This is a genomic window from Streptomyces sp. ISL-99 (assembly GCF_018614005.1).
Taxonomy (GTDB): Bacteria; Actinomycetota; Actinomycetes; order Streptomycetales; family Streptomycetaceae; genus Streptomyces; species Streptomyces flavidovirens.
Genome location: NZ_JAGGPC010000009.1, coordinates 72,241 through 98,022 on the forward strand (window position 1 = coordinate 72,241; position 25,782 = coordinate 98,022).

The following is a 25,782-nucleotide window of genomic DNA, read 5'->3' on the forward strand; positions in this document are numbered from 1 at the left end:
CCCGAAGGGCGTCCGGAGTGCCCGAAGCCCGGTCACGCCGAGCGAGACGCCTCGAAGTCCGCCCTCGTCAGGAACGCGAGCCGCGCCCGCTTCTCCGGCAGGAAGACCTCCGGAAGGTCGATCTCCGGCATCACGATCTCCGGCCCGATCGTGAACCCCGTCCGCTCCAACCGCGCCACCGCCTTGTCGTTGAGCGCGTCCGGCTCCGCCACGATGCGCTCGTGGCGCGGGTCCGCGAATACGAAGCCGATCAGCACGGCCAGCAGGTTCGCGGTGAAACCGGACTCCGGAGCCGCCCCGCCGATGGGGCCTGTCAGGATGTGCACTCCGAAGTCCCCCGGCCGGGCGTCGTAGCACTCGCTGACCCGGTCGGCCTCGGGATCGTACGTCTGGAACAGCGCGACAGGGTCACCGTCCCGCAGCGCCAGGTACCCGTGGTGCGTGGTGAGGGAGTCCAGGTGCGCGTAGGTCTCCTCGACCTGTTCGCGCGTCGCGTCGCCCATGCCCCAGAACCGGGCCCGCTCCTCGGTGACCCACCCGTGCAGCAGCCCCGCGTCGCGTGCCGGATCCACGGGGACGAGGCGCACCGTACCGAAGCCCCCGATCTTCTGCTCGTACACGGGCTCTGCGGTCGTGATCATCGGGACTCCTTCGTCAGGCGGTTCCAGTCGGTGGTCACGGGCACGAGTTCGCCCCGCAGCCACAGCGGCAGTTGATCGTGGTGGTGGGCGTCGCCCGGGACGCCGGACGCGCCGAGCGGCACCACCCAGAGGCTGTCCTCGCGCCGCGCGAGGTCCCAGACGTAACGGGCGGCAGGCCCGCGCGCGCAGCGGTCGGTGACACCGGGGACGCTCGACGTGGAGAGCACGCAGTCGTGGTCCCCGGCCACTCCCGGCCACCCGCCGGGCGGGGCGGACGGCAGCGCCTGCCACGGCGCGAGGCGGTGTACGTCGCCCCAGGGCACCGGCGCCGGGTCCGTGGCGGCGACCGCCTCGACGGCCTCCGCGACGATGCCGGGTCTGTCGATGCCGGGCAGCAGATCCGTGGTCAGCAGGGTCTCCAGCGCGAAAGCGACGCGCGAGGTGAGGGCCAGCCAGGGCAGAAAGACTCCGGGGTACGCCGGGTCCGCCACCGGCTCGGTCAGCGCGGCCAGGTCCGGGTGGGCCGCGATCCGCCGCACCACCTCCGTCCGTACGGCGGCGTACACCGTGGCGTCGGTACTGCCGGCCTCCATCCGGCGGTCCCAGCGCAGCAGCCGGTCCCGCAGTCGCGCTCCCGGCGCGCTGAGCCCGTCGAGCCCGGCGATCAGCTCCAGCAGCGGCCGGGCGGACGCGAGGTACGTGTCGGTGTGGACGCCCGCCATCTCGCCGGCGGTCCACGTGTGCGACCCGCCGAGCAACTGCCCGATGCGGTCCGCCCGGTACGGCGGTGCGAACTCGACGCCGAGCGGTGCGGCCAGGCCCCGCTGGTTCGCCATCACCGCGACGCCGTCGACGTCTGCGCGGGGCAGCGGCCGGTCTTCACCGCGCCATGCGTACGCCACCTCCCAGGCGGGTACGACGCGCAGCCCGTTGTCCTCGTGGCGCAGCGGGACCCGGCCCGCGACCCGGTGCAGCAGCCCGCCCCCGGTGTCGGCGGCCTGGACGACGTTGACGGGCTCGACCCACCGCTCGAACGCCCGGTCCACGTCGGCGACGGTGCGCGCCCTGAGCAGCGCGGGCAGCGCGGCGAAGCCGAGGTCCTCGTACACCCGCGTCGGGCAGCGCAGGCTGACCGTCACGGTCTCGCCGGGGCCGCCGATGATGACGGGCCCGCGCTCGGTCTCGACGACCTCGGTCTCGACGGGGTCGCCGCCCGCCACCTCGACGGTCTCGGTGTGGACAGTGGCGGGACGCCAGCCGTCGGGGCCGAGCGCCTCGATCCCGGCGCCGTCGGGGCCGCGTCGCAGTTGCTCGCGGTAGAGGTCCTGGTAGTCGGCCATGGCGTTGGTGATCGCCCACGCCACGGTGGAGGTGTGGCCGAAGTGGGCGATGCCGGGGATGCCCGGGACGGCGAGGCCGACGACGTCGAACTCGGGGCAGGCGAGGCGTACCTGCTGGTAGATCCCCGGGTCTTCGATGAACCGGTGCGGGTCGCCCGCGATGAGCGGCGAACCGGTGGCGGTGTGCTCGCCGGTGACGAGCCAGCCGTTGCTGCCGGAGGTGCCGGGGCCGTCGGTGGCGAACAGGGTGATCGCCTCGTCGCCGAGCCTGCGGGCGACCTCCTCGCGCCACAGCTTGGTGGGGAAGCCGGCGAAGAGGATGTGCGTGGACAGCCAGATCCCGAGCGGCGTCCACGGCTCCCACGTCCCCGGGGCCAGCCCGGTGGCGGCGAACTCCGGCGCGCGCCGGGCTCCCTCCGCCAGCCCGGCGTTGACCCCGTCGACGTAACACGTGATCCAGGCGGCGGTGTCCGCGTCGAGGCCGCGGAAGCAGCGCCGGGCGGTGTCGTCCAGCCGGGACCGGCGGGCGAAGACGTCCCAGCCGACGGCGTCGGCGCCGAGGAAGGCGGCTGTGGTGCCCTGCGAGCGGTGCCGCTCGACCTCGATCTGCCAGGCGCGGTCGGTGGCGGCGTTGCGGCCCTGCGCGAACGCGAGTTCGTGTGCGTTGCCTGCGCGGAGATGGGGGATTCCCCAGGCGTCCCGGAAGACCTCGGTGCTCACGTTGTTTCCCCCTCTGGATTCCGCCACGGTTTTAGGTAAGGCTGACCTAACCTAATGGACGGACTGTCCGGGAACCAATCGGGGGGCGGGGCGGCATACCCCGCGGGACGTCTTCCCCTACCCCGCCCCTTCCCGAACCGGGGGCAGGCGCCACTCACGGCCGCAGGGCAGCGCGCACGAGCCTGAGGTCGGCGTCGGACGCCAGCCCCGCGTGGTACAGGCGCACTTCGTTCGCGCCGAGCTTGGCGGCACGCGCCGCGTCCACGGCGAGGGTGCCGGGGCTGCCGCCCATGCCGGAGACGACACCGAGGTTCGCGGCGACGACGGTCCCGGCGCCGGGGCGGCGGTGCTCCACGAAGGACGCGAGCAGCTCCGGGCCACTCGCGCACGGCACCACCACACCGTCCGCGACCCCGAGAATGTGCCCCGGATCAACACCCGCGTTGGCCCCGCAGTGGTACGCCGACGGATCGGCGTGCAGCAGCACCTGGAAGCCGGGGGGCGCGGCAGCCCGTACCGCCTCGACGGCCGATTCCTGGAGCGTACGGGCGGCCCGGGTGCGCCACGCGAGCGTCGCGGCGGCGAGTTCGGCGCCGATGAGTTTCTCGACGGCCGGCCACCCGTCGTCGGCGGAGGCCCCGCACTCCCAGGCGGGCTCCAGAGCGCGCCGCACAGCCGCCCTCAACTCTCCGGGCTCCAGCCCGAGATCCACGTATCCGCCGCCGCAGTCGGGACAGAAGCAGAGCGACATCAGGTACTGCGCCGCGTCGCCGAGCCCGACCCCCGCGATCTTGTCGTGCGCGTGCAGATGGGCCAGGCCGTACCAGCCGCAGGACTCCAGCTCGGTGCCGCGCGCGCCGGGACGTACGGCTGCCTCGGCCGCGAGGTCGGTGAGGTAGGCGCGGACCGCCGGCTGGGCGATGCAGGGTGCCCAGGGGTACCGGTCGCCGTAGGCGTTGACGACGCAGGTGTCCGGACGGTCGGCGCCGAGGCGGGAGTTGTGGGCGAGAACGACCCAGGAGTGGACGTCGAGCCCGGCGGCAGCGAGCGCTTCGGCCGCCTCGCCGTACGGGTCGGCGGCCGGCGCCCAGTCCCCGGCCGCGTACGGCCGCAGGCTCCGCCCCGACCAGCGGTCCTCGTCGACGGGGTAGAGCACGGCGGCATGTTCGGCGGTGACGATGCGGTGGCGGGGGTGGCGCGGGGTGAGGGCGCGGGTCGAGTGGTAGGCGGAGGCGAGAGTGACCTGCTGGACGCCGAGGTCAGCGATGCGGGCGGCGGCGTCCGGGTCCCCGACGACGTCCCACGGGTAGAGGAAAGCGGCTGCCTTCACGCGCGCTCACCGCCGATCAGGGCCCGGCCGCGCTCGATCAGCTCGGCCAGCGTCTTGACGTGCGCGGGGTCGGGTTCGCTGAGTGGCGGCCGTACTTCACCGACGTCCAGGCCGGCGAGACGTACCCCCGCCTTGACGAGTGATACGGCGTATCCGCGGCCGAGGTTGCGCAGTTCGACGAGCGGGGCGTAGAAGCCGTCGAGCAGGCGGTTGACGGTGTCGTCGTCGCCGGAGTTCAGGGCCCGGTGGAAGGCGAGTGCGATGTCGGGGGCGAAACAGAAGACGGCGGAGGAGTAGAGGGTGACGCCGATGCCCCGGTAGGCGAGGCCGGTGAGTTCGGCGGTGGGCAGGCCGTTGAAGTAGAGGAACGGGTGTCCGGGCGGCAGGTCGCGGCGTACGGCTCCGATGACGCGCTGCATCAGGTCGAGGTCGCCGTAACCGTCCTTGAGCCCGATGATGCCGGGCACGCGCGCGAGTTGGACGACCGTCTCGGGGGTGAAGACGGCGTTGTCGCGCTGGTAGACGATGACGTCGAGGGAGGTGGCGGCGGCCAGTTCGGTGTAGTGGCGCAGCAGTCCCTCCTGGTCGGCGAAGACGAGGTACGGGGGCATGGCGAGCAGCCCGTCGGCGCCCGCTTCCTCGGCGGCCTTCGCGTACTGGACGGCGAGCGCCGTGCCGTAGCCGGCGCCGGCGACGACGGGAACGCGGCCGGCCGCCTCTTCCACGGCGGCGGCCACGCAGGTACGGAACTCGTCCGGCGTCAGGGCGTGGAATTCGCCGGTCCCGCAGCAGGCGAAGACGGCGGCGGCGCCCGCCTCGATGCCCCCGCGTACATGGGCGCGGAAGACGTCGACGTCGAGGCCGCCGTCGGGGCCGTACGCGGTGACGGGGAAGAAGAGCAGGCCGTCGAGTCGGCCGGCGAGCGGGGCTGAGGTCATGGGCGCTCCCTGGGCGTGCACCATCGCACGTGCACAATTGTGATCTGCGTCTATATGCCTGAACGCCGTCACGCTAAGACAGTCGCCTGGGGCCGGTCAAGACGAGAAACGCCAATGCGGGCGCGGATTGCGCGCCTCCGCGCGACACTTGACGGGGTTTGCCGTCACTCCCTAGCGTGTCCACGCATGTGAATACTGTCCACGGATACGTCCACGGACCGGCTGCGACTTGCGGCCCATGCCGACCACCGCGTTACCGCGTACCGCGCCCCGAGGAGACCCGCCGATGCCCGTACCCCGCACCGTCCTGCTGACCGGCGCCGCCGGAGGCCTCGGCACCCTGATGCGCGGCCTCCTTCCGGCGTACGGCTACGAACTGCGCCTCTTCGACGTCACCCCCATCGAGGGCGAGCCGGACGCGATCACCGCCGATCTGGCGGACAAGGAAGCACTGCGCGAGGCCGTGCGCGGGGTCGACGCGGTCATCCACCTCGCGGGCATCTCACTGGAGGCACCCTTCGAGAAGATCATGCGCTCCAACATCGAGGGAACGTACAACCTCTACGAGGCGGCCCATGAGGAGGGCGTCGGCCGGATCGTCTTCGCCTCGTCCAACCACGCGGTGGGCTTCACCCCGGTCCCGGCCGAGGGCGCCCCGCTGATCCCCGCGGGGATCCCGCACCGCCCCGACACGTTCTACGGCCTCTCCAAGGCCTTCGGTGAGGACCTGGCGCAGCTCTACTGGGATCTGCACGGCGTCGAGACCGTCTCGGTGCGGATCGGCTCCTGCTTCATGGAGCCCAGCTCGGTGCGGATGCTGTCGATCTGGCTGAGCCCGGGAGACTGCGCCCGCCTCTTCCACGCGGCGCTCACCGCCGAGGACGTGGGCCACACCGTCGTCTACGGATCCTCCGCGAACACCCGCCTGTGGTGGGACCTGACGTCCGCACGGGCCATCGGGTACGAGCCGCGGGACGACTCCGAGCAGTACGCGCAGAAGCTCATCGCGGAACACGGCGAACTCGACCCGGCCAACCCCGACCACGCGCACCTGGGCGGGCCGTTCTGCACCAACCCGCCGCTGTGGCCGTACTGAAAATCGCGCGCCCCGGCGGTCGGGCGACGGGCAGGTGGTCATGGCGCGCTCTGGACAGGGGCGCACAAACACGGCACCGAGCGGGCGGCGAAGAATCACCCGTGCAACGGGTGACGGGTAAGGGAACGGCAAAGGCGCGTCGGTCGTTAGCTTTGGCATGACCGCAATGACCCCCGGCTCGAACATCCCGCTGTCCACCGCCCGCGTGGCCGTGGACGTTGCCGCCCCGGTGCGGCTCGACGTATCGGGCCTGCTGCTCACCGCCGACGGCAAGGTCCGCTCGGACGACGACTTCATCTTCTACAACCAGCCGGCCGGCCCCGGCGTCACCTACCGCTCCGGCGGCGGCACCGCCCCCGACGCGATCGTGGTGGACACCTCGGCCGTCCCGCCGGGCATCGAGAAGGTCGTGATCACGGCGAGCCCCGACGCCGCGGGCCAGACCTTCCAGGGCATCGAGCCCACCGCCACGGTGCGCAGCGCCGACGACGGCGCCGCCATCGCCACGTTCACCCCGCCGCAGCTCGGCTCCGAGACGGCGCTGGTGATCGTGGAGATCTACCTGCGCAACGGCGCGTGGAAGGTGCGCGCGGTCGGCCAGGGTTACGCCAACGGGCTGGCCGGCATCGCCACGGACTTCGGCGTCTCGGTGGAGGAGCCCGCCGCCCCGGCCGCTCCAGCGCCCGCTCAGGCCCCCGTGGCCCCGCCCGAGCCTCCGGTGACCGACCCGCGGGTCGCGGCCGCCCCCGCCGCCCCTGTGGCCCCCGCCGCCCCGCCCGCGCCCCCCGCCGCGAGCGGCAAGATCAACCTCGACAAGGGCCGGGTCAGCCTCCAGAAGAACCAGACGGTGTCGCTGGTCAAGGGCGGCCGCCCGCTGCTGTCCCAGGTCAAGATGGGCCTCGGCTGGGAGCCCGCGTTCCGTGGCAAGGACATCGACCTCGACGCGTCCGTCATCGCCTACGACGGGAACCGCAAGCACCTGGACAGCTGCTACTTCGGCAAGCTGTCGATCCTGGGCGGCGCGGTGAAGCACTCCGGTGACAACCTCACCGGCGAGGGAGCGGGCGACGACGAGGTGATCACCGTCGACCTCGGCCGCATCCCCCCGGAGGCGACGGGCCTGGTGTTCACGGTGAACTCCTTCACGGGCCAGAAGTTCACCGAGGTGGCGAAGGCCTACTGCCGTCTGCTGGACGCGGCGACCGGTGAGGAACTGGTCCGCTTCGACCTGACGGGCGCCGAGCCGCAGACGGGCGTGATGATGGCAAAGCTGATCAAGCAGTTCTCTGGAGAATGGGAAATGACCGCGATGGGCGACTTCGTGAAGAGTCGCACCGTTCGCGGCATGGTCAAGCCGGCAGCCCAGGCCCTCTAGCGCTCGCGCGCCGGAGGGACTAGAGCTTGGTCAGCTTGGTGAAGGGGCTCAGGATGCGGCCCTGCCGCCCTGCGAAGTCGATGAGAACCGCCGCATCACCTTCGACTGCGATGACCCTCCCGAGTCCGAACTGATCATGGGAAACCCGGTCGCCCACCTCGAAAACCTCGATCGGGGGGGCGTCCGCGGCGGGGACGTTGAAGGGACTGGACGGCAGGTAACGCCGGGCTCCGGCTGACTTTGTCATTAGTTGAGAGTATGCGCCCCATGAGGCCGCCACGCCATGCCCGTCCATGATCACTTCGCCTGGGGCCGGTCGGCGACCCTCCCTGGGCCCGGTGACGCCACCCTGCGGGAGGCCGGGCCCGCAAGGCCGCGGAACGGGTGCGGACCAGGCGTTGCGAACGGAGGGTGACCGGCCCGGTACCGGGGAAATTCACGGTACGGACCGGAATGTTCGCCGGAAACATGCCGGTCGCTCCGCTCCCGTCGCCGGGCGCGGCTGCCGCCGGTGACGACGAACACGCGTGCCCATCGCGCAAAGGGCTTGCCCCGGAGCGAAATTGGCCACACCGAGCAGGAAAAGCCCGGACCGTGCACCCCACAGCCGTAGGAGAATTCCTCCGAATTCGTGAGGCAAACGCGGCCGGAAAAGGGGACGCCGGAGGAGATCCGGGAAATCGGTTGACGAGCTGACCCGCTGCTCCGCCCCCCTGCACCGCATCGGTCCGAAGCCGATGACGGCATGCGAACGAACGTTCCTCGACGTCGAGAAATCAACCGTTGCCCGTCCTCCGGAAACCCATTGCCCTGCCCCGGAGTTCGATGGTGGCGGGCCCGGCGTGATTTCGTGGAAACAAACAACCGGAAGGCGAGGAGTTTCCCCGGAACCGCAACCGCCCGGCCGCCGTACGCGTCGCAGATGGCGTCCGGGACACTGGATCACGATCACGATTGCGTACGACCGGAGGGACCACGGCATGGCCGAGCGCGCGGAGTACCGCATCGTCTCGCTGATCGGTGAGGGCGGTACGGGCCGTGTGCATCTGGCACGGGACCCCGCCGGACGGCTGGTCGCCCTCAAGACGGTCCATGAGCACCTGACCGCCGCACCTAGATTCCGCGAGCGCTTCCGCCGCGAGGCCGCCGCCGCTCTCCGCGTGCGCGGACCCTTCACCGCTACGGTGCTCGACGCCGGTACGGAGGACCAGCAGCCCTGGCTGGCGGCCGAGTTCTGCGTCGGCCCGCCGCTCGTGGAGGCCATCACCACGGCGGGGCCACTGGGCCCGGCGGACCTCGGCACGTTCGGCTCGGCGCTCGCCGTGGCCCTTGCCGCGATCCACGGCGCGGGGCCCGCCCTCCTCGACCTCAAGCCGGCTCATGTCCTGATCACCCACCGGGGCCCGAAGATCGTCGACTTCGGCACCGCCGGCCGCTCCGCCGGCCTCGACCCCGCCGGCTCCGGTTTCCTCGGCTTCGTCGCCCCGGAGGAGCTGACGCCGGGCAGCCGGGCCGACACACCCGCCGACGTGTTCGCGCTGGGCGCGCTCCTCGCGCTGTCCAGCACGGGACGCAATCCGTTCGGGTCGGGCAGCGCCGAGCAGGTGACCGACCGGACCCTGCACGACGCTCCCGACCTCGTCGGCGTACCGGGAGGCGAGTGGCCCGGCTTCCTCGCCGCCTGCCTGGCGACCGCCCCCGCCGACCGGCCGAGCATGCCGGAGGCCCTCGCCTGGTGCGCGGAGCGCGCCGCCCCCGTGCCGTGGTGGGAGCAGGAGCCGGTGGCCGACCTGATCCGCGAGCACGAGGGCGACCTGGCCGAGCTCCTCGCGGTCAGCGGGGGCGACGGCGCCGCCACGGACCGGTGATGGCGAGCATGATGCCCGGGTCCTGGATGTTGGCGTAGAGCGTCTTTCCGTCGGGAGAGAAAACGACCCCGGCGAACTCGCTGAACTCCGGCTCGGCCTCGGTGCCCACGTTGAGCTCGTTGCGGGCGATGGGGTACGTACGGCCGCTCTCCGTGGCGCCGAAGAGGTGCTGGCCGCCCTCGCCGTCCTCCGCGAGGACCAGGCCGCCGTACGGCGAGACGGTGATGTTGTCCGGGCCGTCGAGCTGCCCGCCCGTACCGAGCAACACCTTCAGCGTGAGCGTGCGGCGCTTCGGGTCGTAGAACCACACCTGTCCGTCGTGCGGCTCGCCGGGGCTCTCGTCACGGGCGTACGACGAGACGATGTACGCGCCGCCGTCGGCCCACCACATGCCCTCCAGCTTGCGGGCGCGCGTGATGTCTCCGTCGTCGAACTGCTCGCGCACCGGGACCGTCCTGCCGTCCCGGTCGGGTACGTCGATCCAGTCGACGCCGTAGACCGTGCCGATGCGCGTGGCGCGCGACAGGTCGTCGACGAACCGGCCGCCGGAGTCGAAGCACTTGGTGGCCTGGAGGGTGCCCGCGTCGTCGGCGAGCTTGCGGAGCTGCCCGCGGCCGTGCTTGAAGCCGTGCGGCGGGACCCAGCGGAAGAGCAGCCCGTTGGGCTCCGAGTCGTCCTCGGTGAGGTACGCGTGGCCGCGCTTGGGGTCGATGACGACGGCTTCGTGGTCGAAGCGGCCGAACGCCTTGATGGGCTTGGGGTTCAGGTTGGCGCGACGGTCGTAGGGGTCGACCTCGAAGACGTAGCCGTGGTCCTTGGTCATGCCGTTCTGGCCGGCCCGGTCGGAGTTCTCCTCGCAGGTCAGCCAGGTGCCCCAGCTGGTGCTGCCGCCCGCGCAGTTCGTGGAGGTCCCCGCGATGGCGACCCACTCGGCGACCTCGCCGCTGCGGTGCACCTCGACGACCGTGCAGCCGCCGGACGCGGCCGGGTCGTACACCAGGCCCTCGGCGAGCGGAACGGGGTGCTTCCACTTGGAGCGCGCGCCCTTGAGCTCGTGGTTGTTGACGAGGAGCGTCGTGCCGCGCGTGCCCTCGAAGGCGGCGGTGCCGTCGTGGTTGGACGGCGTGTACTCGCCGGACTCCAGCTTCGTGACACCGGAGTGCGTGATGATCCGGTACGAGAACCCTGCGGGGAGGGCCAGGATGCCGTGGGGGTCGGGTACGAGCGGCCCGTAGCCGGGGCCGTGCCCGCCCTTTCCGGCGGCCTCGTCGCCGCCCTCTGCCCCGGCGGCCTGGTCGTCGGCGGCGAGGGCTCCGGGGGCGGTGGAGAGCGCGCCGACGCTGCCGACGAGCGCGACCGACGCGCCCGTGAACGCGGAGTGTCTGGCGAAATCCCTGCGGGTGATCGTCATTCGTACCTCCTGAGGCCCTTGAGGGGCACGTGTTTTCGAGCCCAGGCTCGCGCGCGCGTATAAACGGGGGCTGAACAGTGCCCGTCGTACGAGAGGCCACCGTCATGCACCTGCCCCCGCACGCGCCGCCGCAGTCGCCGCCGCCCTCGCCCCCGCCGTCGCCCCTGTCGCCGTCCGGCCGTCGCGTCCTCGTCAGCGGCGCCTCGCGCGGTCTCGGACGCGCCGTGGCCCACGCCTTCGCGGCGGGCGGTGACCGCGTCGCGGTCCACTACGGCTCGCGGCGCGAGGACGCCCTGCGGACCCTGGAAGGGCTCCCCGGTACGGGCCATGTGCTGGCCGGCGGCGACCTGTCCGACCCGGCGGGCGCGGCCGCCGTCGCGGACCTGGCGGCGGAGGGGCTCGGCGGCATCGACGTCCTGGTGAACAACGCGGCCGTCAACGAGCGCCATCCCCTTGCCGAGACGCCGTACGACGAGTGGGCGGCCGTATGGCAGCGCCATGTGTCCGTCAACCTGCTCGCCACGGCCAACCTCAGCCATCTCGCGGCCCGCCGCATGATCGACCAGGGCACGGGCGGCCGGATCGTCAACGTCGGCTCGCGCGGCGCGTTCCGCGGGGAGCCCGACCACCCGGCGTACGGAGCGACGAAGGCGGCGGTGCACGCGCTCGGCCAGTCGCTGGCGGTGTCCCTCGCGCCGTACGGCATCGGGGTGGCGTCCGTGGCGCCGGGGTTCTTCGACACCGAGCGCGTGGCGGAGCGGCTGAGCGGGGCGGAGGGCGAGGCGATCCGGGCGCAGAGCCCGTTCGGGCGGGTGGCGACGGCGGAGGAGATCGCGGGCGCGGTGGTGTGGCTGGCGTCGCCGGGCGCGGAGTGGTCGTCGGGGGCGGTGCTGGACCTCAACGGGGCGTCGTATCTGCGGACTTGAGGCGGGCGCGTGGCGGGTGGGGCGGTGGTGGGTGCGGGTGCGGGTGCGGGTGCGGGTGCGGGTGCGGGGTTGCCTGCGGCGCTGTTCCCCGACCCGCCCCTTCCCGGCCGTGACATTTGCGGCTCCGCCGCGTGGGGGCAAGCCCCCAGACCCCCGGACGCCCTCCGGGCGTGTCCTCAAACGCCGGAGGGGCTGGATGGTCACCCCCTGGGCAACTTCCAGCCCCTCCGGCGTTTGAGGAGCGGGGTCCGGGGCGGAGCCCCAGCAACCCCCGGCCACCCCAGCCCGTCCGGCGCTTGAGGACCGGGGCCTGGGGCAGCGCCCCAGTTCGGGAAGGGGCGGGGTGGGGAACAAGCCCCGCAGGGCCACCCACCCGCGCCCCCCTACTACCCGCCGGGGCCTCAACCCGCCCTGCGCGACCTCGCCTTGAACGCCGCCTTCCGCGCCTCCTTCGCCGCCTTCTTGTCCGGGTGCAGCCGCCCCATCGCCTCCAGGACGTCCGCCGTGGCCGGATGGTCCACCCGCCACGCCGCGTCGAAGAAACCGCTGTGCCGGCCGGTCAGCCCCGCCAGCAGCCCCTGGAGTTCGTCGGGTTCGCCGTCCGCGTCCAGCTGGGCGGCGATGGTGTCGATCGCCAGCCAGAAGATCATCGACTCGGGCGGCGGCGGCACGTCCGACGCCCCGTGCTCGGCGAGCCAGACCCGCGCCAGGCCTCCCAGTTCCGCGTCGTCCAGCACCTCGCGCACCGCGTCCTCCGCCCCCGGGCCGACCAGCGAGAGCGCCTGCTGGCTGCGGAGCCTGCGCAGCGGCGCGCCGCTGTCCCTGCCCCGCGCCGCGGCGAGCAACTCACGTGCCGCAGCGGCCGGTTCACGCCGGGCGAGCCACATCTGCGTCTCGGCCCCGGCGGACGCCTCGGGGAAGTACGCGATGCCGTCGAGCAGCGCCTCGGCGCCCTTGTCCGCGAGGTCGCCGACCGCGGGCGCGTCCACGCCCGCTTCGAGCATGCGGGCCCTGACTCCGTACAGACCGAGAGGGGTCAGCCCCACCATTCCGTACCGCGTCACGTCCTCGTCGTCGACGGGCGGCTGGGGCTCCGCGCCCTCCTCCGCCATCAGCGCCTCGTCGACGGGCCGGTAGGTGACGAGACCGATCGGCTCCAGCACCCGGAACTGGTCGTCGAGCCGCATCATCGCGTCCGACACCTGCTCCAGTACGTCGTCGGTGGGCTCGCCCATGTCGTCCGGCACGATCATCGAGGCGGCGAGCGCCGGCAGCGGCACCGGACCTTCCGCCGCGCCCCCGGATACGGTCAGCAGGTACAGATTGCCGAGTACGCCCTCCAGGAAGTCGGCCTCCACCTCCGGGTCCCACTCCAGCGCCTCGAAGTCGATCTGCCCGTCCTCGGCGATGGCGTCCGCGAGGTCGTCCAGGACGGGCGCGGTGGCGTCGGCGAAGACGGCCTCGAAGGCGTCGAGCCAGATGGCGAGTACGTCCTGGGGGCTTCCGGAGGTGAGCAGTGCCAGGTTCTCGCCGGCCGTGACAGTACCGGTGGCCTCGGCGTCACCCTCCGCGCCGTCCGCCTCGTCCGCCCCTTCCTCAGGGTCTGTCACGTCGACAAGCCCCGCGTCGACGGCGAGCCGCCAGGCCTCGCTCGCCTCCGCCGCGCCGTCCTCGTCGGCGGACAGCCCCAGGTGCTCGGCGGCCTCCGGCAGCTGCTCGTCGACGAGTTCACCGCCCGCGCCGACCCGGGTCGCGGGCCCCGCCCACCGGGCGAGCCGCGCGGCGCGCGCGAGCAGCGGCGAGGTGAGCGCCTCCCGTGCCAGTTCGGCGTCGGAGTGGAGCCGCACCGGCGGCAGGGTCGGGCGGTCACCGGACATCTGGGGGTTCTCCTTGGCGCATGCGGGTCGGGCGGCCCCCAGCGTAGACGTATTTGCCCGCATCCCACCGGGTTCATGTACGCGTCAGAATCCGTACACCCGGCGGCCCTTGACAACCTCCGGGCCCACACAAGAGATTGACGCGCGTAGAACCACGCTCTACCCCTCATCCCTCGCACTCGGAGCCACGTGATGACAGCCCGTTCCTCCTCCCTCCCGAGATCCGCCGCGGTCGCGGCCGTCGTAGCCACCGCACTGGCAGGCGGCCTGCTGGCCGGCTCGTCCTCCGCGTCCGCGTCCGCGACCGCGGAGACCCGGATCCACGACATCCAGGGCACCACCCGGATATCCCCGCTCGCCGGACAGCAGGTCACCGACGTGTCCGGCATCGTCACGGGTGTGCGGACGTACGGCTCGAAGGGCTTCTGGTTCCAGGACCCCGAGGCCGACACCAACGCCGCCACCAGCGAGGGCGTCTTCGTCTTCACCAGCTCCGCGCCGACTGTCGCCGTCGGTGACGCCGTCAAGGTGTCGGGCACGGTCGGCGAGTACATCCCCGGCGGTACGTCGTCCGGCAACCAGTCGGTCACCCAGATCTCCAAGCCGGCGGTGACCGTGGTCTCCTCGGGCAACGCGCTGCCCGAGCCGGTCACGATCTCGGCGAAGTCCGTTCCCTCCTCGTACGCCCCCGAAGGCGACCCGGCGGCGGGCGGCAGCATCAACACGCTGCCGCTGAAGCCGTCGGCGTACGCCCTGGACCACTACGAGTCGCTGGAGGGCAGCAACGTCCGCATCGGCTCGTCGCGCGTGGTCGGCGCGACCGACCCGTACTCGGAGCTGTGGGTCACGGTGAAGCCCGACGAGAACGACAACCGGCGCGGCGGCACGGTCTACGGCTCGTACACCTCGCAGAACACCGGCCGGCTCCAGATCCAGCAGCTCGCGCCGATCTCCCAGCGGCCGTTCCCCAAGGCGAACGTCGGGGACGTGCTGTCGGGTACGACCGAAGGCCCCCTGGACTTCAACCAGTTCGGCGGCTACACCCTGACGGCCCGCACGCTCGGCACGGTCATCGACCGCGGCCTGGAGCGCGAGTCGACCCGGCCGCAGCGCCGCGGCGAGCTGGCGGTGGCGACGTACAACGTCGAGAACCTCGACCCGGGCGACCCGCAGACGAAGTTCGACGCCCTGGCGGCGGCGGTCGTGGACAACCTGGCCTCGCCCGACATCCTCGCCCTGGAGGAGATCCAGGACAACAACGGCGCGAAGAACGACGGCACGGTCTCCGCCGAGGAGACGCTGAAGAAGTTCACGGCGGCGATCGCCGCGGCCGGCGGCCCGTCGTACGCCTGGCGCACGGTCGACCCCGTCAACAACAGGGACGGCGGCGAGCCCGGCGGCAACATCCGCCAGGTCTTCCTCTTCAACCCCGAGCGGGTCTCCTTCACCGACCGCGGCGCCGGCGACGCCACCACCGCGACCGGTGTCGTACGGGAGAAGGGCCGCGCGGCCCTGACCCTCTCCCCCGGCCGGATCGACCCGGCGAACGCGGCCTGGGAGAACAGCCGCAAGCCGCTGGCCGGCGAGTTCACCTTCCGCGGCCGTACGGTCTTCGTCATCGCCAACCACTTCGGCTCGAAGGGCGGCGACGAGGGCCTGCCGTCGCACCACCAGCCGCCGGTGCGCAAGTCGGAGGCCAAGCGGCTTGAGCAGGCCCAGTCGGTCAACGCGTTCGTCAAGGACATCCTCAAGGCCGAGCGCAACGCGGACGTACTGGTCCTCGGCGACATCAACGACTTCGAGTTCTCCGCGACGACGAACGCCCTGACGGCGGACGGCGCGCTCTACCCGGCGGTCAAGTCCCTGCCGCGTTCCGAGCGTTACTCGTACGTCTTCCAGGGCAACAGCCAGGTCCTGGACCAGATCCTGACCAGCCCGTCGATCGGGAAGTTCAGCTACGACAGCGTGCACATCAACGCGGAGTTCGCCGAGCAGAACAGCGACCACGACCCCCAGGTCATCCGCTTCCGCCCGTAGTTTCCGGTTCCCGTCACACGCCCGCGCTCAGGCTGAGCGCGGGCGTGTACCGCTTCACGCCGCCGCCGGTCACGCCCGGGTAGCCGTGGACCTTCTGCCACTGCGGCGTCGCCGCGCCCACGGCGCCGGTCCCGCCCAGCGCCTCGATGTGCGCCTCGGCGCTCTCCCACTCCGCGTAGTTCAGCACGCGTGTCCCGTCCGTACTGACGTGGAAGTGTCCGGCGATCCCGCCGGGGTGCGGGCCCGGGTCCGTCGCGAGCGCCTCGAACACGGTGTCCACCCAGTCCCGCTGCCGGGCCGCGTCGGGCCCCTCGAACTCGACGTCGACGATCACGACGCAGCCGGGCTCGCGGTCGGCGCCGCCGGGCGCGAGGGAGGTGCTGCGGTAGAACTCGTACGCGTGCAGGGCGACCCGCTCGATGCCGGGTACGGCCGCGTCGATCTCGGCGTTGCGCTCGTCCCGGAAGGCGGCGACGAACGCGTGGTAGTCCTCCATGCTGCGCCACTGCGAGTAGTGCAGCAGGGTGTCGCCGTCCTCGCCCACGTACACGCTGTACGACAGCAGCCCCACGTCCGGCCACGGGCGGCTCTGCCACACTTTCGAGATGGCCTCCACGGCGGCCCACTGGCGCTCCGGCGTACCGACCCGCCAGGTACTGGCCAGCACGGCTCCGGCGTCCGAACGCCCCACCAGGGGCCGGGTGTCGAGCTGCGCGCCTCGTACGGACATGGCTGATCCTCCTCACTCGACGCGCCGGTGCGGCGCGTTCTCGTGCTCACCATCCTCAAACCCGAAGCGCGGTTGAGGTCAAGTGTGTCAGCGTCCCGGCCGTGATCTTCCGTACCGCGAACCCGCCAGGACGCGGGCCCGCGAGCGTGCGCTCCGACGGTCAGGAGGGGAGGCGGTCCCAGGGCGAGACCTCCAGCGTGGCGCCGTCGCCCAGTTCCGTCATCACCTCGAACGTCCAGGACTCCTGACGCGGGGCGGGCGCGATCCTGAGGTACGCACCGGAGCCCTCGGAGCCCGGAGCCACCGCGACCGCCCAGGCCACTGCTCCACCGCTTCTGCGTATGCCCATGTTCCCCATCCCCGCCTCGGTTTCACAGCAAGTGTCCGCCACCGTCGACGTGCAGTACCTCGTGGGGGAGTTCGGCGATCCAGTGGCCCACCCCACTGACTGTTCAGCATCGCTTGCCACTCACACCAAGAAAATCTAAGTGGACCTTCACCATCCGGCGGCCGAGACTGCCCGTATGACCGCATCAGGCCCTTTCGGCCGCGCCCTGTGCGCAATGATCACGCCCTTCACCCCTGCGGGAACACTGGACCTGGACGGCGCCCAGTCGCTCGCCGACCGCCTGGTGTCCGAAGGCGGCTGCGAAGGTCTCGTACTGAACGGCACCACCGGCGAGTCCCCGACCACCACCGACGCCGAGAAGAGCGCGCTCGTACGGGCCGTGTCCGAGGCGGTCGGTGACCGGGCGTCGGTCCTGGCGGGCGTCGGCAGCGCCGACACCCGGCACACGGTCGAGCTGGCACGAGAGGCCGAACGGGCGGGCGCGGACGGGCTGTTGGTGGTCACGCCGTACTACAGCCGGCCGCCCCAGGACGCCGTCGAGGCGCACTTTTGGCGGGTCGCGGACGCGGTCGGCATTCCGCTGATGCTGTACGACATCCCCGGCCGCACCGGCACCCGCATCGAGGTCGGGACCATGCTGCGTCTCGCCGGCCATCCGCGTATCACCGCGGTCAAGGACTGCGCGTACGACCTGCTGGGCAGCGCCACCGTGATCTCGCGGACGGATCTCGCCTACTACTCGGGCTGCGAGGAGCTGAACCTGCCGCTCTACGCGGTGGGCGGGGCCGGCTATGTCAGTACGGTCGCCAACTCCGCGCCCCGTGCGATGCGGGCGGTACTCGACGCGTACGACGCCGGGGACACGGCGGGGGCCGCCCGCGCCCACCGGCGCGCACTGCCTCTCATCACTCTCACGATGGCGTCGGGCCTGCCGGGCACGGTCACCACGAAGGGGCTGCTCGGTGCGCTGGGGCTGCCGGCGGGCCCGGTCAGGGAACCGCTGCGGCCCGCCGACCGGGCGACGGTCAGCGGGCTGCTGGAGGCGTACGAACTTCTGGTTCAGCGGGGTCAGCCCGACAGGTAGGTCCTGCCGAGGATCGTGGCGTGCTCCAGGACGTCCTCCATCGGGTCGTCGATCTGACCGGTGTTGATCAGAGCCACGCGGGGCGCGTTGTGGGAGTTGTTGTGCGTCTCGTCAGCGTGCGCCGCCCCCGCGGGCAGCCCCACCGCCAGGAGAACCGCGCCGCATCCGCTGATCCACCGGGCCAGTGCCCGTGTCTGCTGTGCTGCCTTCATGCCGATGCCCCGCCTGTTCTTCGTCCGATGTGCCGACCTGGTTATCCACCTGCCTATCCACCCGAACGGCCCAGAGGTCACGCGGTTTCATCCGTCAGAGTGCGGTTCACGGCGAGTGGCGGCCGAGTGGGCCATGTACCACCCATTGCCCATGCACCACAGTCGTGTATGTGCGGCGGGCACAACTGAGCGCCCTCCCCGGCCTCACTGGAGGCAGTGAAGGGCGCTCAGTGACGTGATCAGTTGTGGCTGTGGAGGATCTCGTTCAGGCCGCCCCAGACCGCGTTGTTCGGGCGGGCCTCGACGGTGCCGGTCACCGAGTTGCGGCGGAAGAGGATGTTGCTGGCGCCGGAGAGTTCGCGGGCCTTGACGATCTGGCCGTCGGGCATCGTGACGCGGGTGCCCGCCGTGACGTACAGGCCGGCCTCGACGACGCACTCGTCGCCGAGCGCGATGCCGACGCCCGCCTCGGCGCCGACCAGGCAGCGCTCGCCGATGGTGATGCGGACGTTGCCGCCGCCGGAGAGGGTGCCCATGGTGGACGCGCCGCCGCCGATGTCGGAGCCGTCGCCGATGACGACGCCCGCGGAGATGCGGCCCTCGACCATGGACGTGCCGAGGGTGCCGGCGTTGAAGTTCACGAAGCCCTCGTGCATCACCGTGGTGCCCTCGGCGAGGTGCGCGCCGAGGCGGACACGGTCGGCGTCGGCGATACGGACGCCCTTGGGGGCCACGTAGTCGGTCATGCGCGGGAACTTGTCGACCGAGGTGACCTGGAGGTGCAGGCCCTCGGCGCGGGCGTTCAGCCGTGCCGCCTCCAGCTGGTCGACGGCGACCGGGCCGAGCGAGGTCCAGGCGACGTTGGCGAGGAGGCCGAAGAGGCCGTCCAGGTTCTGGCCGTGCGGCTGGACCAGGCGGTGCGAGAGGAGGTGCAGGCGCAGGTACGCGTCGTGGGCGTCCAGCGGCTTGTCGTCCAGCGAGGCGATGACCGTACGGACGGCGACGACCTGGACGCCGCGGCGGGCGTCGGGGCCGAGGGCCTTCGGCGCGGAGGCGCCGAGCAGCTCGGCGGCGCGCTCGGCGGTGAGGCGCTCGGTGCCGGCGGGGCCGGGCTCGGCGACGAGCTCGGGGGCGGGGAACCAGGTGTCGAGGACGGTGCCGTCCGCGGCGAGGGTGGCGAGGCCGGCGGCGACAGCGCCGGTGGTGCGAGTAGCAGTCGTATCGGTCATGCCTGAACGCTAACCGGCACCGGCGTGTCGAGGCGAACCAGTCCCGGATGCCGGGCGCCGGTGCCCGGCGAAGACCCCGTTGGCGGCTGCCCCGGCCTCCGGGACCCTATCGCCGGACGCGCTCAGTTTCTCCGCTCCGCCTCGTGCGGCTCCGCCGTGTCCTCAAGCGCCGGACGGGCTTGATTTTGCCGCGCCACCTGGTCTTTCGCACGGGCTCGCAGCCCGTCCGGCGACTGAGGGCCGGGGTCCGGGGCAGCGACCCGCACGCGGCGGAGCCGCGAAAGAGACGGCCCGCCCGCCGCACCGCCGAGCCGTCCCGCCGCGATCACCGCCCCGCCCGCCGCCAGCGCCAGCGCCGCGCTCAGCGGCCAGAGCAGGGCCGGCGCCGTTTCGTACAGGGCGCCTCCCAGCGGTGGGGCGAGGATGACGCCGCTGACCGAGACACCGGCGTACAGGCTCTGGAAGCGGCCCTGCGCGTGGTCCGGTGCCTGATCGGCGACGTAGGCGGTGGCCGGGGTCTTGTAGAGGATCTCCCCCGCCGTGAGCAGCAGCATCATCACCACGGCCACCGAGAGCGAAGCGCCCAGCGTCAGGGCGCCGTAGCCCAGGCCGACCAGGGCCAGGCCCACGCCGACGATCGTCAGGGGCGCGCGCCTGCGCAGGACGACGGCCGCCGGGAGTTCCAGGCAGAGGATGACCGCTCCGTTGATGGCGATCAGCCAGCCGTACGCGCGGGTGTCCATGCCGTGGTCGCCGAGGAAGACCGGGACGGTGGAGAACATCTGCCGGTAGACGATGTCGGCGAAGAAGATCGATACGAGGAGGACGAGGACCGTGGGGCGGGCCCGCAGTTCCCGCCACACCCCCGGCGCGGGGCGGCTCCGGGGGCGCCGAACGGCCGGGCGTGCCCCCGGCAGGACCAGCGCGGCGTACAGAGCGAAGAGAAGGGTGCCGATGCCGTCCGCGACGAAGATCAGGGTGTACGAGAACTCCGCCGAGACCAGCGCCCCGAGCGGCGCGCCCACGGTGAAGCCCGCGTTCCCGGCCACGCGCATCACGGCGAAGCCCTGGCGGCGCGATCCGTCGGGTACGGAGACCGCGATGAGCGCGGAGTTCGAGGCGCGCACGACGCCCTGCGCGTACTGCGCCAGGGGCAGCGCGGCGTACAGCAGTACGTCCGGCAGGGCGGGCAGCGCGACCAGCCCCGCGCCCGCGAGCACGGAGGCGGTCAGCAGCGTGCGCCGGTGACCGAAACGGTCACCGAACCAGCCTCCGGTGAAGTTCCCGGCGACCAGGCCGACGCCTCCGATGCCGCTGATGACACCTGCCTGCGCGACGGCCAGCCCTCGCTCGTCCGTCAGGTGGACGAAGAGATAGATGAAGGTGAAGGCGACGGCGCTGTTGAAGAAGATGCCGAACGCCAGTTGCCAGACGGCCTTCGGTACGTCCCGAAGTGACCCCAACCTGCCCGCCCCCCAAGTGAGTTCCCTTTGGGAACGGACTATGCCAGCATGAGAGCCATGGCACAACGCACCCGCCTCGACGACGCCGACTGCTCCATCGCCCAGGCCCTTGACGTCGTCGGCGACTGGTGGACCCTGCTGATCGTGCGCGACGCGGCCCGCGGTGTGCACCGCTTCGACGCGCTCCAGGCCGAGACCGGCATGTCCCGCAAGGTGCTCGCCGAGCGGCTGCGCCTGCTGGTCGACGCGGACGTACTGACGCGCGCGCCGTACCAGGACCGGCCCGTCCGTTACGAATACCGCCTCACCCGGCGGGGCCGCGCACTCCTGCCCGTACTGATCGCGCTCCAGGACTGGGGCGACACCTGGCTGCTCGGGGACGGGGAGACGACGGCGACGGCGACGCAGGCGTCACGGGAGGCCGAGCGCGTGCACCGGCTCGTCGGCACACGCCTGCCCGAGCTGCGACTCCTCGGCATGGACGGCGACTCGCGCGATCCGGTCGCGGACACGCCGTACACCGTCCTGTACTGCTTCCCGGGCGCGTACGCCCGCCCCGAGGCCTATCCGCCCGGCTGGGCCGAGGTCCCGGGCGCGCCGGGCTGCACCCTCGAATCCTGCACGTACCGCGACCGGTTGGCCGAGTTCACGGCCGCGGGCGCGACCGTGCACGGGGTGTCCGTCCAGCGCCCGGACGAGCAGCGGGCGTTCGCGGACAAGGAGCGGCTGGGTTTCCCGCTCCTGTCGGACGCGGACCTCACGCTGGCGGCCGCGCTGCGCCTGCCGACGTTCCGCGCGGCGGGCATGAGCCGGCTGAAGCGGCTGACGCTGGTGGTGGAGCGCGACCGTACGGTCCGTCAAGCCCTCTATCCGGTCACGGACATCGTCGCGAGCGTGGAGACGGCGCTGGCCACCGTCAGGACCGCCGCCCCATGACGCGCGCCGGCATCTCCCGCGCGTACGCCGCGTCGTACTCCGCGCCGGTCAGCAGCACCGACGCCCGCCCAGATCGCGTAGGCGGTGCCGTGCGCACCGCTCCGTTCCGCCGGCCTCAGCCACCGGATACGGTGTAGCGCCCGGTCAGGGCCTGGAACGCAACGGAGTGAAAGTGGCGCACGATTCGGGCTGGAACGGCCCCCACGGCGACGGACCGTATGCAGGACCCCCGTACGCAGGAGCCCCGCAACCGCCGCCGCCCAACTGGGGCGGCGGCGGTTGGATGCCGCCCCACCCGCCGCCGCCCAAGCCGGGCGTGATCCCGCTGGCGCCGCTCTCGCTCGGGGACATCCTCAACGGCTCCATGTCCACGGTGGGCCGTTACTGGAAGCAGCTGTTCGGCATAGCCGTGCTGGTGTACGGCGGCGCGCTGCTGGTGACGCTGGCGGCCCTGGGCATCGCCTACTCAGCGACGAGCGACAGCCTGGACAAGGTGGTCGACGCCGCGCAGTACGACGACTCCCTGGACTCCGACGTCGTGGCGCCGCTGGTCATCGCGTTCGCCCTGGTGTTCCTCGTCGCCGTACTGGCCATGGTGATCGCCAACGCGGCCATCATGGCCGCCTGCCCCGCCGTCCTCCAGGAAGCGGTACTCGGCCGCCGTACGACCCTCGGCGCGGTGTGGCGCCGCGCCTGGGCGCGGGTGCCCGCCGTGATCGGCGCGATGCTGCTGCCCTGGCTCGTCGCGATGCTCGTCATGGCCATCTTCATGGTCAGTTACGTCGTGCTGATCGTGTCGTTGGTCTCGGACGACGCGTCCGGGGCATGGGCCGTGCTGGGCTTTCTCCTGCTGCTGGCGTGCATTCCCGTGGCGGTCTGGGTGTGGGTGCTGTTCAGCCTGGCGCCGGCCGCCGTGGTCTTCGAGTCCCAGCGGCCCGTCGCCGCGCTGCGCCGCTCGGCCCGGCTGGTGAAGGGCTCCTGGTGGCGGATCTTCGGCATCAGCATGCTGGCGTGGGTCATCGCCATGATCGCGGGGTACATCGTGCAGATGCCGCTCACGATCATCGGCATGATGTCGAGCATGCCCGGCATGGCCGATATGGGGCCCGAACCCGGCGTGGGCGAGGCCCTCACCGCGATGGCCGGCTACCTGGGTTTCATCATGCTGGGCAGCATGATCAGCCAGATCATCGCCGCCACCTTCCCCCCGCTGGTGACCGGCCTGCTGTACGTCGGCCAGCGCATCCGCAGGGAGAACCTGGCCCCGGCCCTCGCCGAGGCGGCGGCCCCGCACTGACCGCGGCCACCACCGGCACAGCGAGAGGCCCCCGGCGCTGCCGGGGGCCTCTCGCATGCCGTAGACGTCTCAGACGTTGAAGCCGAGCGCGCGAAGCTGCTCGCGACCGTCGTCCGTGATCTTGTCCGGGCCCCACGGCGGCATCCAGACCCAGTTGATCTTGAGTTCGTTGACGATGCCCTCGGTCGCCGACTTCGCCTGGTCCTCGATGACGTCGGTCAGCGGGCAGGCCGCGGACGTCAGCGTCATGTCGAGCGTGGCGATGTTCGAGTCGTCGATGTGGATGCCGTAGATCAGGCCGAGGTTGACGACGTCGATGCCCAGCTCGGGGTCGACCACGTCGTACAGCGCCTCGCGGACCTCCTCCTCGGAGGCCGGCTTGGTGGTCACGGTCTCGGTCTCGGTGGGTGTCACAGCGTTCTCGCTCATGCGGTCTTCCTCTCGGCGCCGTCGCCCAGTGCCTGGGCCGTCGCGTCCTTCCATGCCATCCAGCTCAGCAGAGCGCATTTCACACGCGCGGGGTACTTCGAGACACCGGCGAACGCGACCGCGTCCTCCAGTACCTCCTCCATCGCGTCGTCCGGCTCGATCTGGCCCTTGGACTGCATCAGTTCCAGGAAGGTCGCCTGGATCTTCTGCGCCTCGGTCAGCTCCTTGCCGACCAGCAGATCGTTCAGCACCGAGGCGCTGGCCTGGCTGATGGAGCAGCCCTGGCCCTCGTACGAGACGTCGGCGATGGTCGCGCCGTCGTACTTCACGCGAAGCGTGATCTCGTCGCCGCACGTCGGGTTGACGTGGTGCACCTCGGCGTCGCCGTCCCGGAGCCCGCGCCCGTGGGGGTGCTTGTAGTGGTCCAGGATGACTTCCTGGTACATCGAATCCAGCTTCACGATCCCAGCCCTCAGCCGAAGAAGTTCCGGACGTGCTCCAGGCCCTCGACCAAGGCGTCGACCTCGGCCGGCGTGGAGTACAGATAGAACGACGCTCGCGTGGTCGCAGGAATTCCGTACCGCAGGCAGACAGGCCGCGCGCAGTGGTGTCCGACCCGGACCGCGATGCCCAGCTCGTCGAGAACCTGGCCCACGTCGTGCGGGTGGATGTCGCCGAGCACGAAGGAGATCGTCGCGCCGCGGTCCTCGGCCGTCGTCGGGCCGATGATCCGCAGGCCCTCGACCTCCGAGAGGCGCTTGACCGCGTACTCGGTGATCGCGTGCTCGTGGGCGGCGATCTTGTCCATGCCGATCGCGGTGAGGTAGTCCACGGCCGCGCCGAGGCCGACGGCCTGCGCGATCGGGGGCGTACCCGCCTCGAACTTGTGCGGAGCGGGAGCGTACGTCGACGAGCTCATCGACACGGTCTCGATCATCTCGCCGCCGCCGAGGAACGGCGGAAGGTCCTCAAGCAGCTCCTGGCGTCCCCAGAGCACGCCGATGCCGGTCGGGCCGACCATCTTGTGGCCGGTGAAGGCCACGAAGTCGGCCTGGAGCGCCTGTACGTCGAGCACCATGTGCGGCGCCGCCTGCGAGGCGTCGATGCACACGAGCGCGCCGACCTCCTGGGCGCGGCGGATGATCGCGTCGACCGGGTTGATCGTGCCCATGATGTTCGAGACCAGCGTGAAGGAGACGATCTTCGTCTTCTCGGTGATGATCTCGTCGATGTCGGACAGGTCGAGGCGGCCGTCGTCGGTGATGCCGAACCACTTCAGCTTCGCGCCGGTGCGCTGCGAGAGCAGCTGCCACGGCACGATGTTGGAGTGGTGCTCCATCTCCGTGATGACGATCTCGGTCTCGGCGTCCACGCGGTAGGGCTCGTCGGCCCAGCCCAGCATGTTCGCCACGAGGTTGAGCGACTCCGAGGCGTTCTTCGTGAAGATGACCTCGTCGCGGCTCGGCGCGTTGATGAAGGCGGCGACCTTGTCGCGAGCGCCCTCGTACAGCGCCGTGGCCTCCTCGGCGAGCACGTGGACGCCGCGGTGGACGTTGGCGTTGCTCTGCTCGTAGTACGCGTTCAGCGCGTCGAGGACCTGGCGCGGCTTCTGCGAAGTCGCCGCGTTGTCCAGGTAAACGATCTTCTTCCCGTCGTGGACCACACGATCCAGGATGGGGAAGTCCTTGCGGATCGCCTCAGTGTCGAGAAGGCCCGGCAGCTGTGTCACGCTGATACGCCACCCTTCGTGTACTTCTCGTAGCCCTCGGCCTCGAGCTCGTCGGCGAGCTCCGGGCCGCCGGACGCCACGATCCTGCCCTTGGCGAAGACGTGCACGAAGTCCGGCTTGATGTAGCGCAGGATGCGCGTGTAGTGGGTGATCAGCAGCGTGCCGACCTCGCCGCTCGCGTGGACGCGGTTGACGCCCTCGGAGACCTGGCGCAGGGCGTCGACGTCGAGGCCGGAGTCGGTCTCGTCGAGAATCGCGATCTTCGGCTTGAGGAGCTCCAGCTGGAGGATCTCGTGGCGCTTCTTCTCACCGCCGGAGAAGCCCTCGTTGACGTTGCGCTCGGCGAAGGCCGGGTCCATCTGGAGGGTCTCCATGGCCGTCTTGACCTCCTTCACCCACGTGCGCAGCTTGGGGGCCTCGCCGCGGATCGCCGTCGCCGACGTACGCAGGAAGTTGGAGACCGAGACGCCGGGGACCTCGACCGGGTACTGCATGGCGAGGAACATGCCGGCGCGGGCGCGCTCGTCGACGGACATCTCCAGGACGTCCTCGCCGTCGAGGGTGACGGTGCCGCTGGTGATCGTGTACTTGGGGTGACCGGCGATCGAGTACGCGAGGGTGGACTTGCCGGAGCCGTTGGGGCCCATGATGGCGTGGGTCTCGCCCTGCTTCACGGTCAGGTCGACGCCCTTGAGGATCTCCTTGGTGGAGTTGTCGGCCTCGACGGAAACGTGCAGGTCGCGGATTTCAAGCGTTGCCATGGGT

At 71.5% G+C, this 25,782-nt stretch carries 24 protein-coding genes; 8 read left to right on the forward strand and 16 right to left on the reverse strand.

The features are described 5' to 3' along the window. Positions 1–32: 32 nt before the first annotated feature. The 4 genes from J7E91_RS36955 to J7E91_RS05585 form a co-directional block, all read right to left on the reverse strand. Positions 33–641, reverse strand: a complete 609-nt coding sequence (locus J7E91_RS36955; protein WP_214899632.1) for a GNAT family N-acetyltransferase — start codon at positions 639–641, stop codon at positions 33–35. Continuing rightward, on the reverse strand, positions 638–2,701 hold the full coding sequence (locus J7E91_RS05575; protein ID WP_214899633.1) for a penicillin acylase family protein: 2,064 nt from the start codon (positions 2,699–2,701) through the stop codon (positions 638–640). The genes J7E91_RS36955 and J7E91_RS05575 overlap by 4 nt, the downstream gene beginning before the upstream one ends. Positions 2,702–2,855: 154 nt before the next feature. Continuing rightward, positions 2,856–4,031, reverse strand: coding sequence for a hypothetical protein (locus J7E91_RS05580; RefSeq protein WP_214899635.1), 1,176 nt, complete (start codon positions 4,029–4,031; stop codon positions 2,856–2,858). Beyond that, positions 4,028–4,969 (reverse strand): 5-dehydro-4-deoxyglucarate dehydratase, encoded by a 942-nt coding sequence (locus tag J7E91_RS05585; RefSeq protein ID WP_214899637.1) that lies wholly within the window; start codon positions 4,967–4,969, stop codon positions 4,028–4,030. The genes J7E91_RS05580 and J7E91_RS05585 overlap by 4 nt, the downstream gene beginning before the upstream one ends. A gap of 286 nt (positions 4,970–5,255) precedes the next feature. Here J7E91_RS05585 and J7E91_RS05590 point away from each other — a divergent pair, with 286 nt between their 5' ends. Together J7E91_RS05590 and J7E91_RS05595 are read left to right on the forward strand one after the other, a co-directional pair. Beyond that, on the forward strand, positions 5,256–6,065 hold the full coding sequence (locus J7E91_RS05590) for an NAD(P)-dependent oxidoreductase (protein ID WP_214899640.1): 810 nt from the start codon (positions 5,256–5,258) through the stop codon (positions 6,063–6,065). A 157-nt stretch (positions 6,066–6,222) separates the two neighbouring features. Further along, positions 6,223–7,440: a TerD family protein gene (locus tag J7E91_RS05595; protein ID WP_214899641.1), complete on the forward strand. Its 1,218-nt coding sequence runs from the start codon at positions 6,223–6,225 to the stop codon at positions 7,438–7,440. A gap of 19 nt (positions 7,441–7,459) precedes the next feature. Here the strand turns inward: J7E91_RS05595 and J7E91_RS05600 are convergent, their stop codons facing one another. After that, positions 7,460–7,687, reverse strand: a complete 228-nt coding sequence (locus J7E91_RS05600) for a hypothetical protein (protein WP_214899643.1) — start codon at positions 7,685–7,687, stop codon at positions 7,460–7,462. Positions 7,688–8,420: 733 nt separating this feature from the next. On the opposite strand from J7E91_RS05600, the gene J7E91_RS05605 reads away from it, so the two are divergent. Then, positions 8,421–9,308 (forward strand): serine/threonine-protein kinase, encoded by an 888-nt coding sequence (locus tag J7E91_RS05605; RefSeq protein WP_214899644.1) that lies wholly within the window; start codon positions 8,421–8,423, stop codon positions 9,306–9,308. On the opposite strand, the gene J7E91_RS05610 is transcribed toward J7E91_RS05605, so the two are convergent. Continuing rightward, on the reverse strand, positions 9,274–10,719 hold the full coding sequence (locus J7E91_RS05610; protein ID WP_214899646.1) for an alkaline phosphatase PhoX: 1,446 nt from the start codon (positions 10,717–10,719) through the stop codon (positions 9,274–9,276). The two genes, J7E91_RS05605 and J7E91_RS05610, sit on opposite strands and share 35 nt — an antisense overlap. A gap of 104 nt (positions 10,720–10,823) precedes the next feature. On the opposite strand from J7E91_RS05610, the gene J7E91_RS05615 reads away from it, so the two are divergent. Next, on the forward strand, positions 10,824–11,645 hold the full coding sequence (locus tag J7E91_RS05615) for an SDR family oxidoreductase (protein WP_214899698.1): 822 nt from the start codon (positions 10,824–10,826) through the stop codon (positions 11,643–11,645). Positions 11,646–12,046: 401 nt separating this feature from the next. Here the strand turns inward: J7E91_RS05615 and J7E91_RS05620 are convergent, their stop codons facing one another. Next, a complete protein-coding gene (locus J7E91_RS05620; protein WP_214899648.1) occupies positions 12,047–13,522 on the reverse strand; it encodes a hypothetical protein in 1,476 nt (491 codons plus the stop codon). Between the two features lie 192 nt (positions 13,523–13,714). Between J7E91_RS05620 and J7E91_RS05625 the strand changes: the two genes are divergently transcribed. Next, entirely contained in the window at positions 13,715–15,559 is a 1,845-nt protein-coding gene (locus J7E91_RS05625; RefSeq protein ID WP_214899650.1) for an endonuclease/exonuclease/phosphatase family protein, read from the forward strand. A 13-nt stretch (positions 15,560–15,572) separates the two neighbouring features. On the opposite strand, the gene J7E91_RS05630 is transcribed toward J7E91_RS05625, so the two are convergent. Further along, positions 15,573–16,289: an antibiotic biosynthesis monooxygenase gene (locus tag J7E91_RS05630; protein WP_214899651.1), complete on the reverse strand. Its 717-nt coding sequence runs from the start codon at positions 16,287–16,289 to the stop codon at positions 15,573–15,575. A gap of 160 nt (positions 16,290–16,449) precedes the next feature. Next, positions 16,450–16,638, reverse strand: a complete 189-nt coding sequence (locus J7E91_RS05635) for a hypothetical protein (RefSeq protein ID WP_214899652.1) — start codon at positions 16,636–16,638, stop codon at positions 16,450–16,452. 175 nt (positions 16,639–16,813) lie between these two features. Between J7E91_RS05635 and dapA the strand changes: the two genes are divergently transcribed. Next, complete coding sequence (gene dapA / locus J7E91_RS05640) at positions 16,814–17,722, forward strand: 4-hydroxy-tetrahydrodipicolinate synthase (RefSeq protein ID WP_214899653.1); 909 nt, start codon at positions 16,814–16,816, stop codon at positions 17,720–17,722. Here the strand turns inward: dapA and J7E91_RS05645 are convergent. From J7E91_RS05645 to J7E91_RS05655, 3 genes are all read right to left on the reverse strand, one after another. Continuing rightward, the gene (locus J7E91_RS05645) at positions 17,707–17,934 is read right to left on the reverse strand and encodes a hypothetical protein (RefSeq protein WP_214899654.1); all 228 of its coding nucleotides are present in this window, start codon (positions 17,932–17,934) and stop codon (positions 17,707–17,709) included. The two genes, dapA and J7E91_RS05645, sit on opposite strands and share 16 nt — an antisense overlap. Positions 17,935–18,173: 239 nt before the next feature. After that, positions 18,174–19,163 carry a 2,3,4,5-tetrahydropyridine-2,6-dicarboxylate N-succinyltransferase gene (gene dapD, locus J7E91_RS05650; RefSeq protein ID WP_214899655.1) on the reverse strand — a complete coding sequence of 330 codons (990 nt, stop codon included), beginning with the start codon at positions 19,161–19,163 and terminating at the stop codon, positions 18,174–18,176. 122 nt (positions 19,164–19,285) lie between these two features. Next, positions 19,286–20,626, reverse strand: coding sequence for an MFS transporter (locus tag J7E91_RS05655; RefSeq protein WP_214899656.1), 1,341 nt, complete (start codon positions 20,624–20,626; stop codon positions 19,286–19,288). A gap of 57 nt (positions 20,627–20,683) precedes the next feature. Here J7E91_RS05655 and J7E91_RS05660 point away from each other — a divergent pair, with 57 nt between their 5' ends. Then, on the forward strand, positions 20,684–21,562 hold the full coding sequence (locus J7E91_RS05660) for a winged helix-turn-helix transcriptional regulator (RefSeq protein WP_214899657.1): 879 nt from the start codon (positions 20,684–20,686) through the stop codon (positions 21,560–21,562). A gap of 283 nt (positions 21,563–21,845) precedes the next feature. Further along, positions 21,846–22,859, forward strand: a complete 1,014-nt coding sequence (locus tag J7E91_RS05665) for a hypothetical protein (RefSeq protein ID WP_214899658.1) — start codon at positions 21,846–21,848, stop codon at positions 22,857–22,859. A gap of 69 nt (positions 22,860–22,928) precedes the next feature. Here J7E91_RS05665 and J7E91_RS05670 read toward each other — a convergent pair whose 3' ends face one another. From J7E91_RS05670 to sufC, 4 genes are read right to left on the reverse strand one after another with little or no spacing between them, the layout of a single operon-like run. Continuing rightward, positions 22,929–23,288 carry a metal-sulfur cluster assembly factor gene (locus J7E91_RS05670; RefSeq protein WP_037649504.1) on the reverse strand — a complete coding sequence of 120 codons (360 nt, stop codon included), beginning with the start codon at positions 23,286–23,288 and terminating at the stop codon, positions 22,929–22,931. Next, positions 23,285–23,749 (reverse strand): Fe-S cluster assembly sulfur transfer protein SufU, encoded by a 465-nt coding sequence (gene sufU, locus J7E91_RS05675; protein ID WP_028813876.1) that lies wholly within the window; start codon positions 23,747–23,749, stop codon positions 23,285–23,287. The genes J7E91_RS05670 and sufU overlap by 4 nt, the downstream gene beginning before the upstream one ends. An 11-nt stretch (positions 23,750–23,760) precedes the next feature. Next, a complete protein-coding gene (locus tag J7E91_RS05680) occupies positions 23,761–25,017 on the reverse strand; it encodes a cysteine desulfurase (protein ID WP_214899659.1) in 1,257 nt (418 codons plus the stop codon). Next, positions 25,014–25,778, reverse strand: coding sequence for a Fe-S cluster assembly ATPase SufC (gene sufC, locus J7E91_RS05685; protein ID WP_214899660.1), 765 nt, complete (start codon positions 25,776–25,778; stop codon positions 25,014–25,016). The genes J7E91_RS05680 and sufC overlap by 4 nt, the downstream gene beginning before the upstream one ends. Positions 25,779–25,782: the final 4 nt, after the last annotated feature.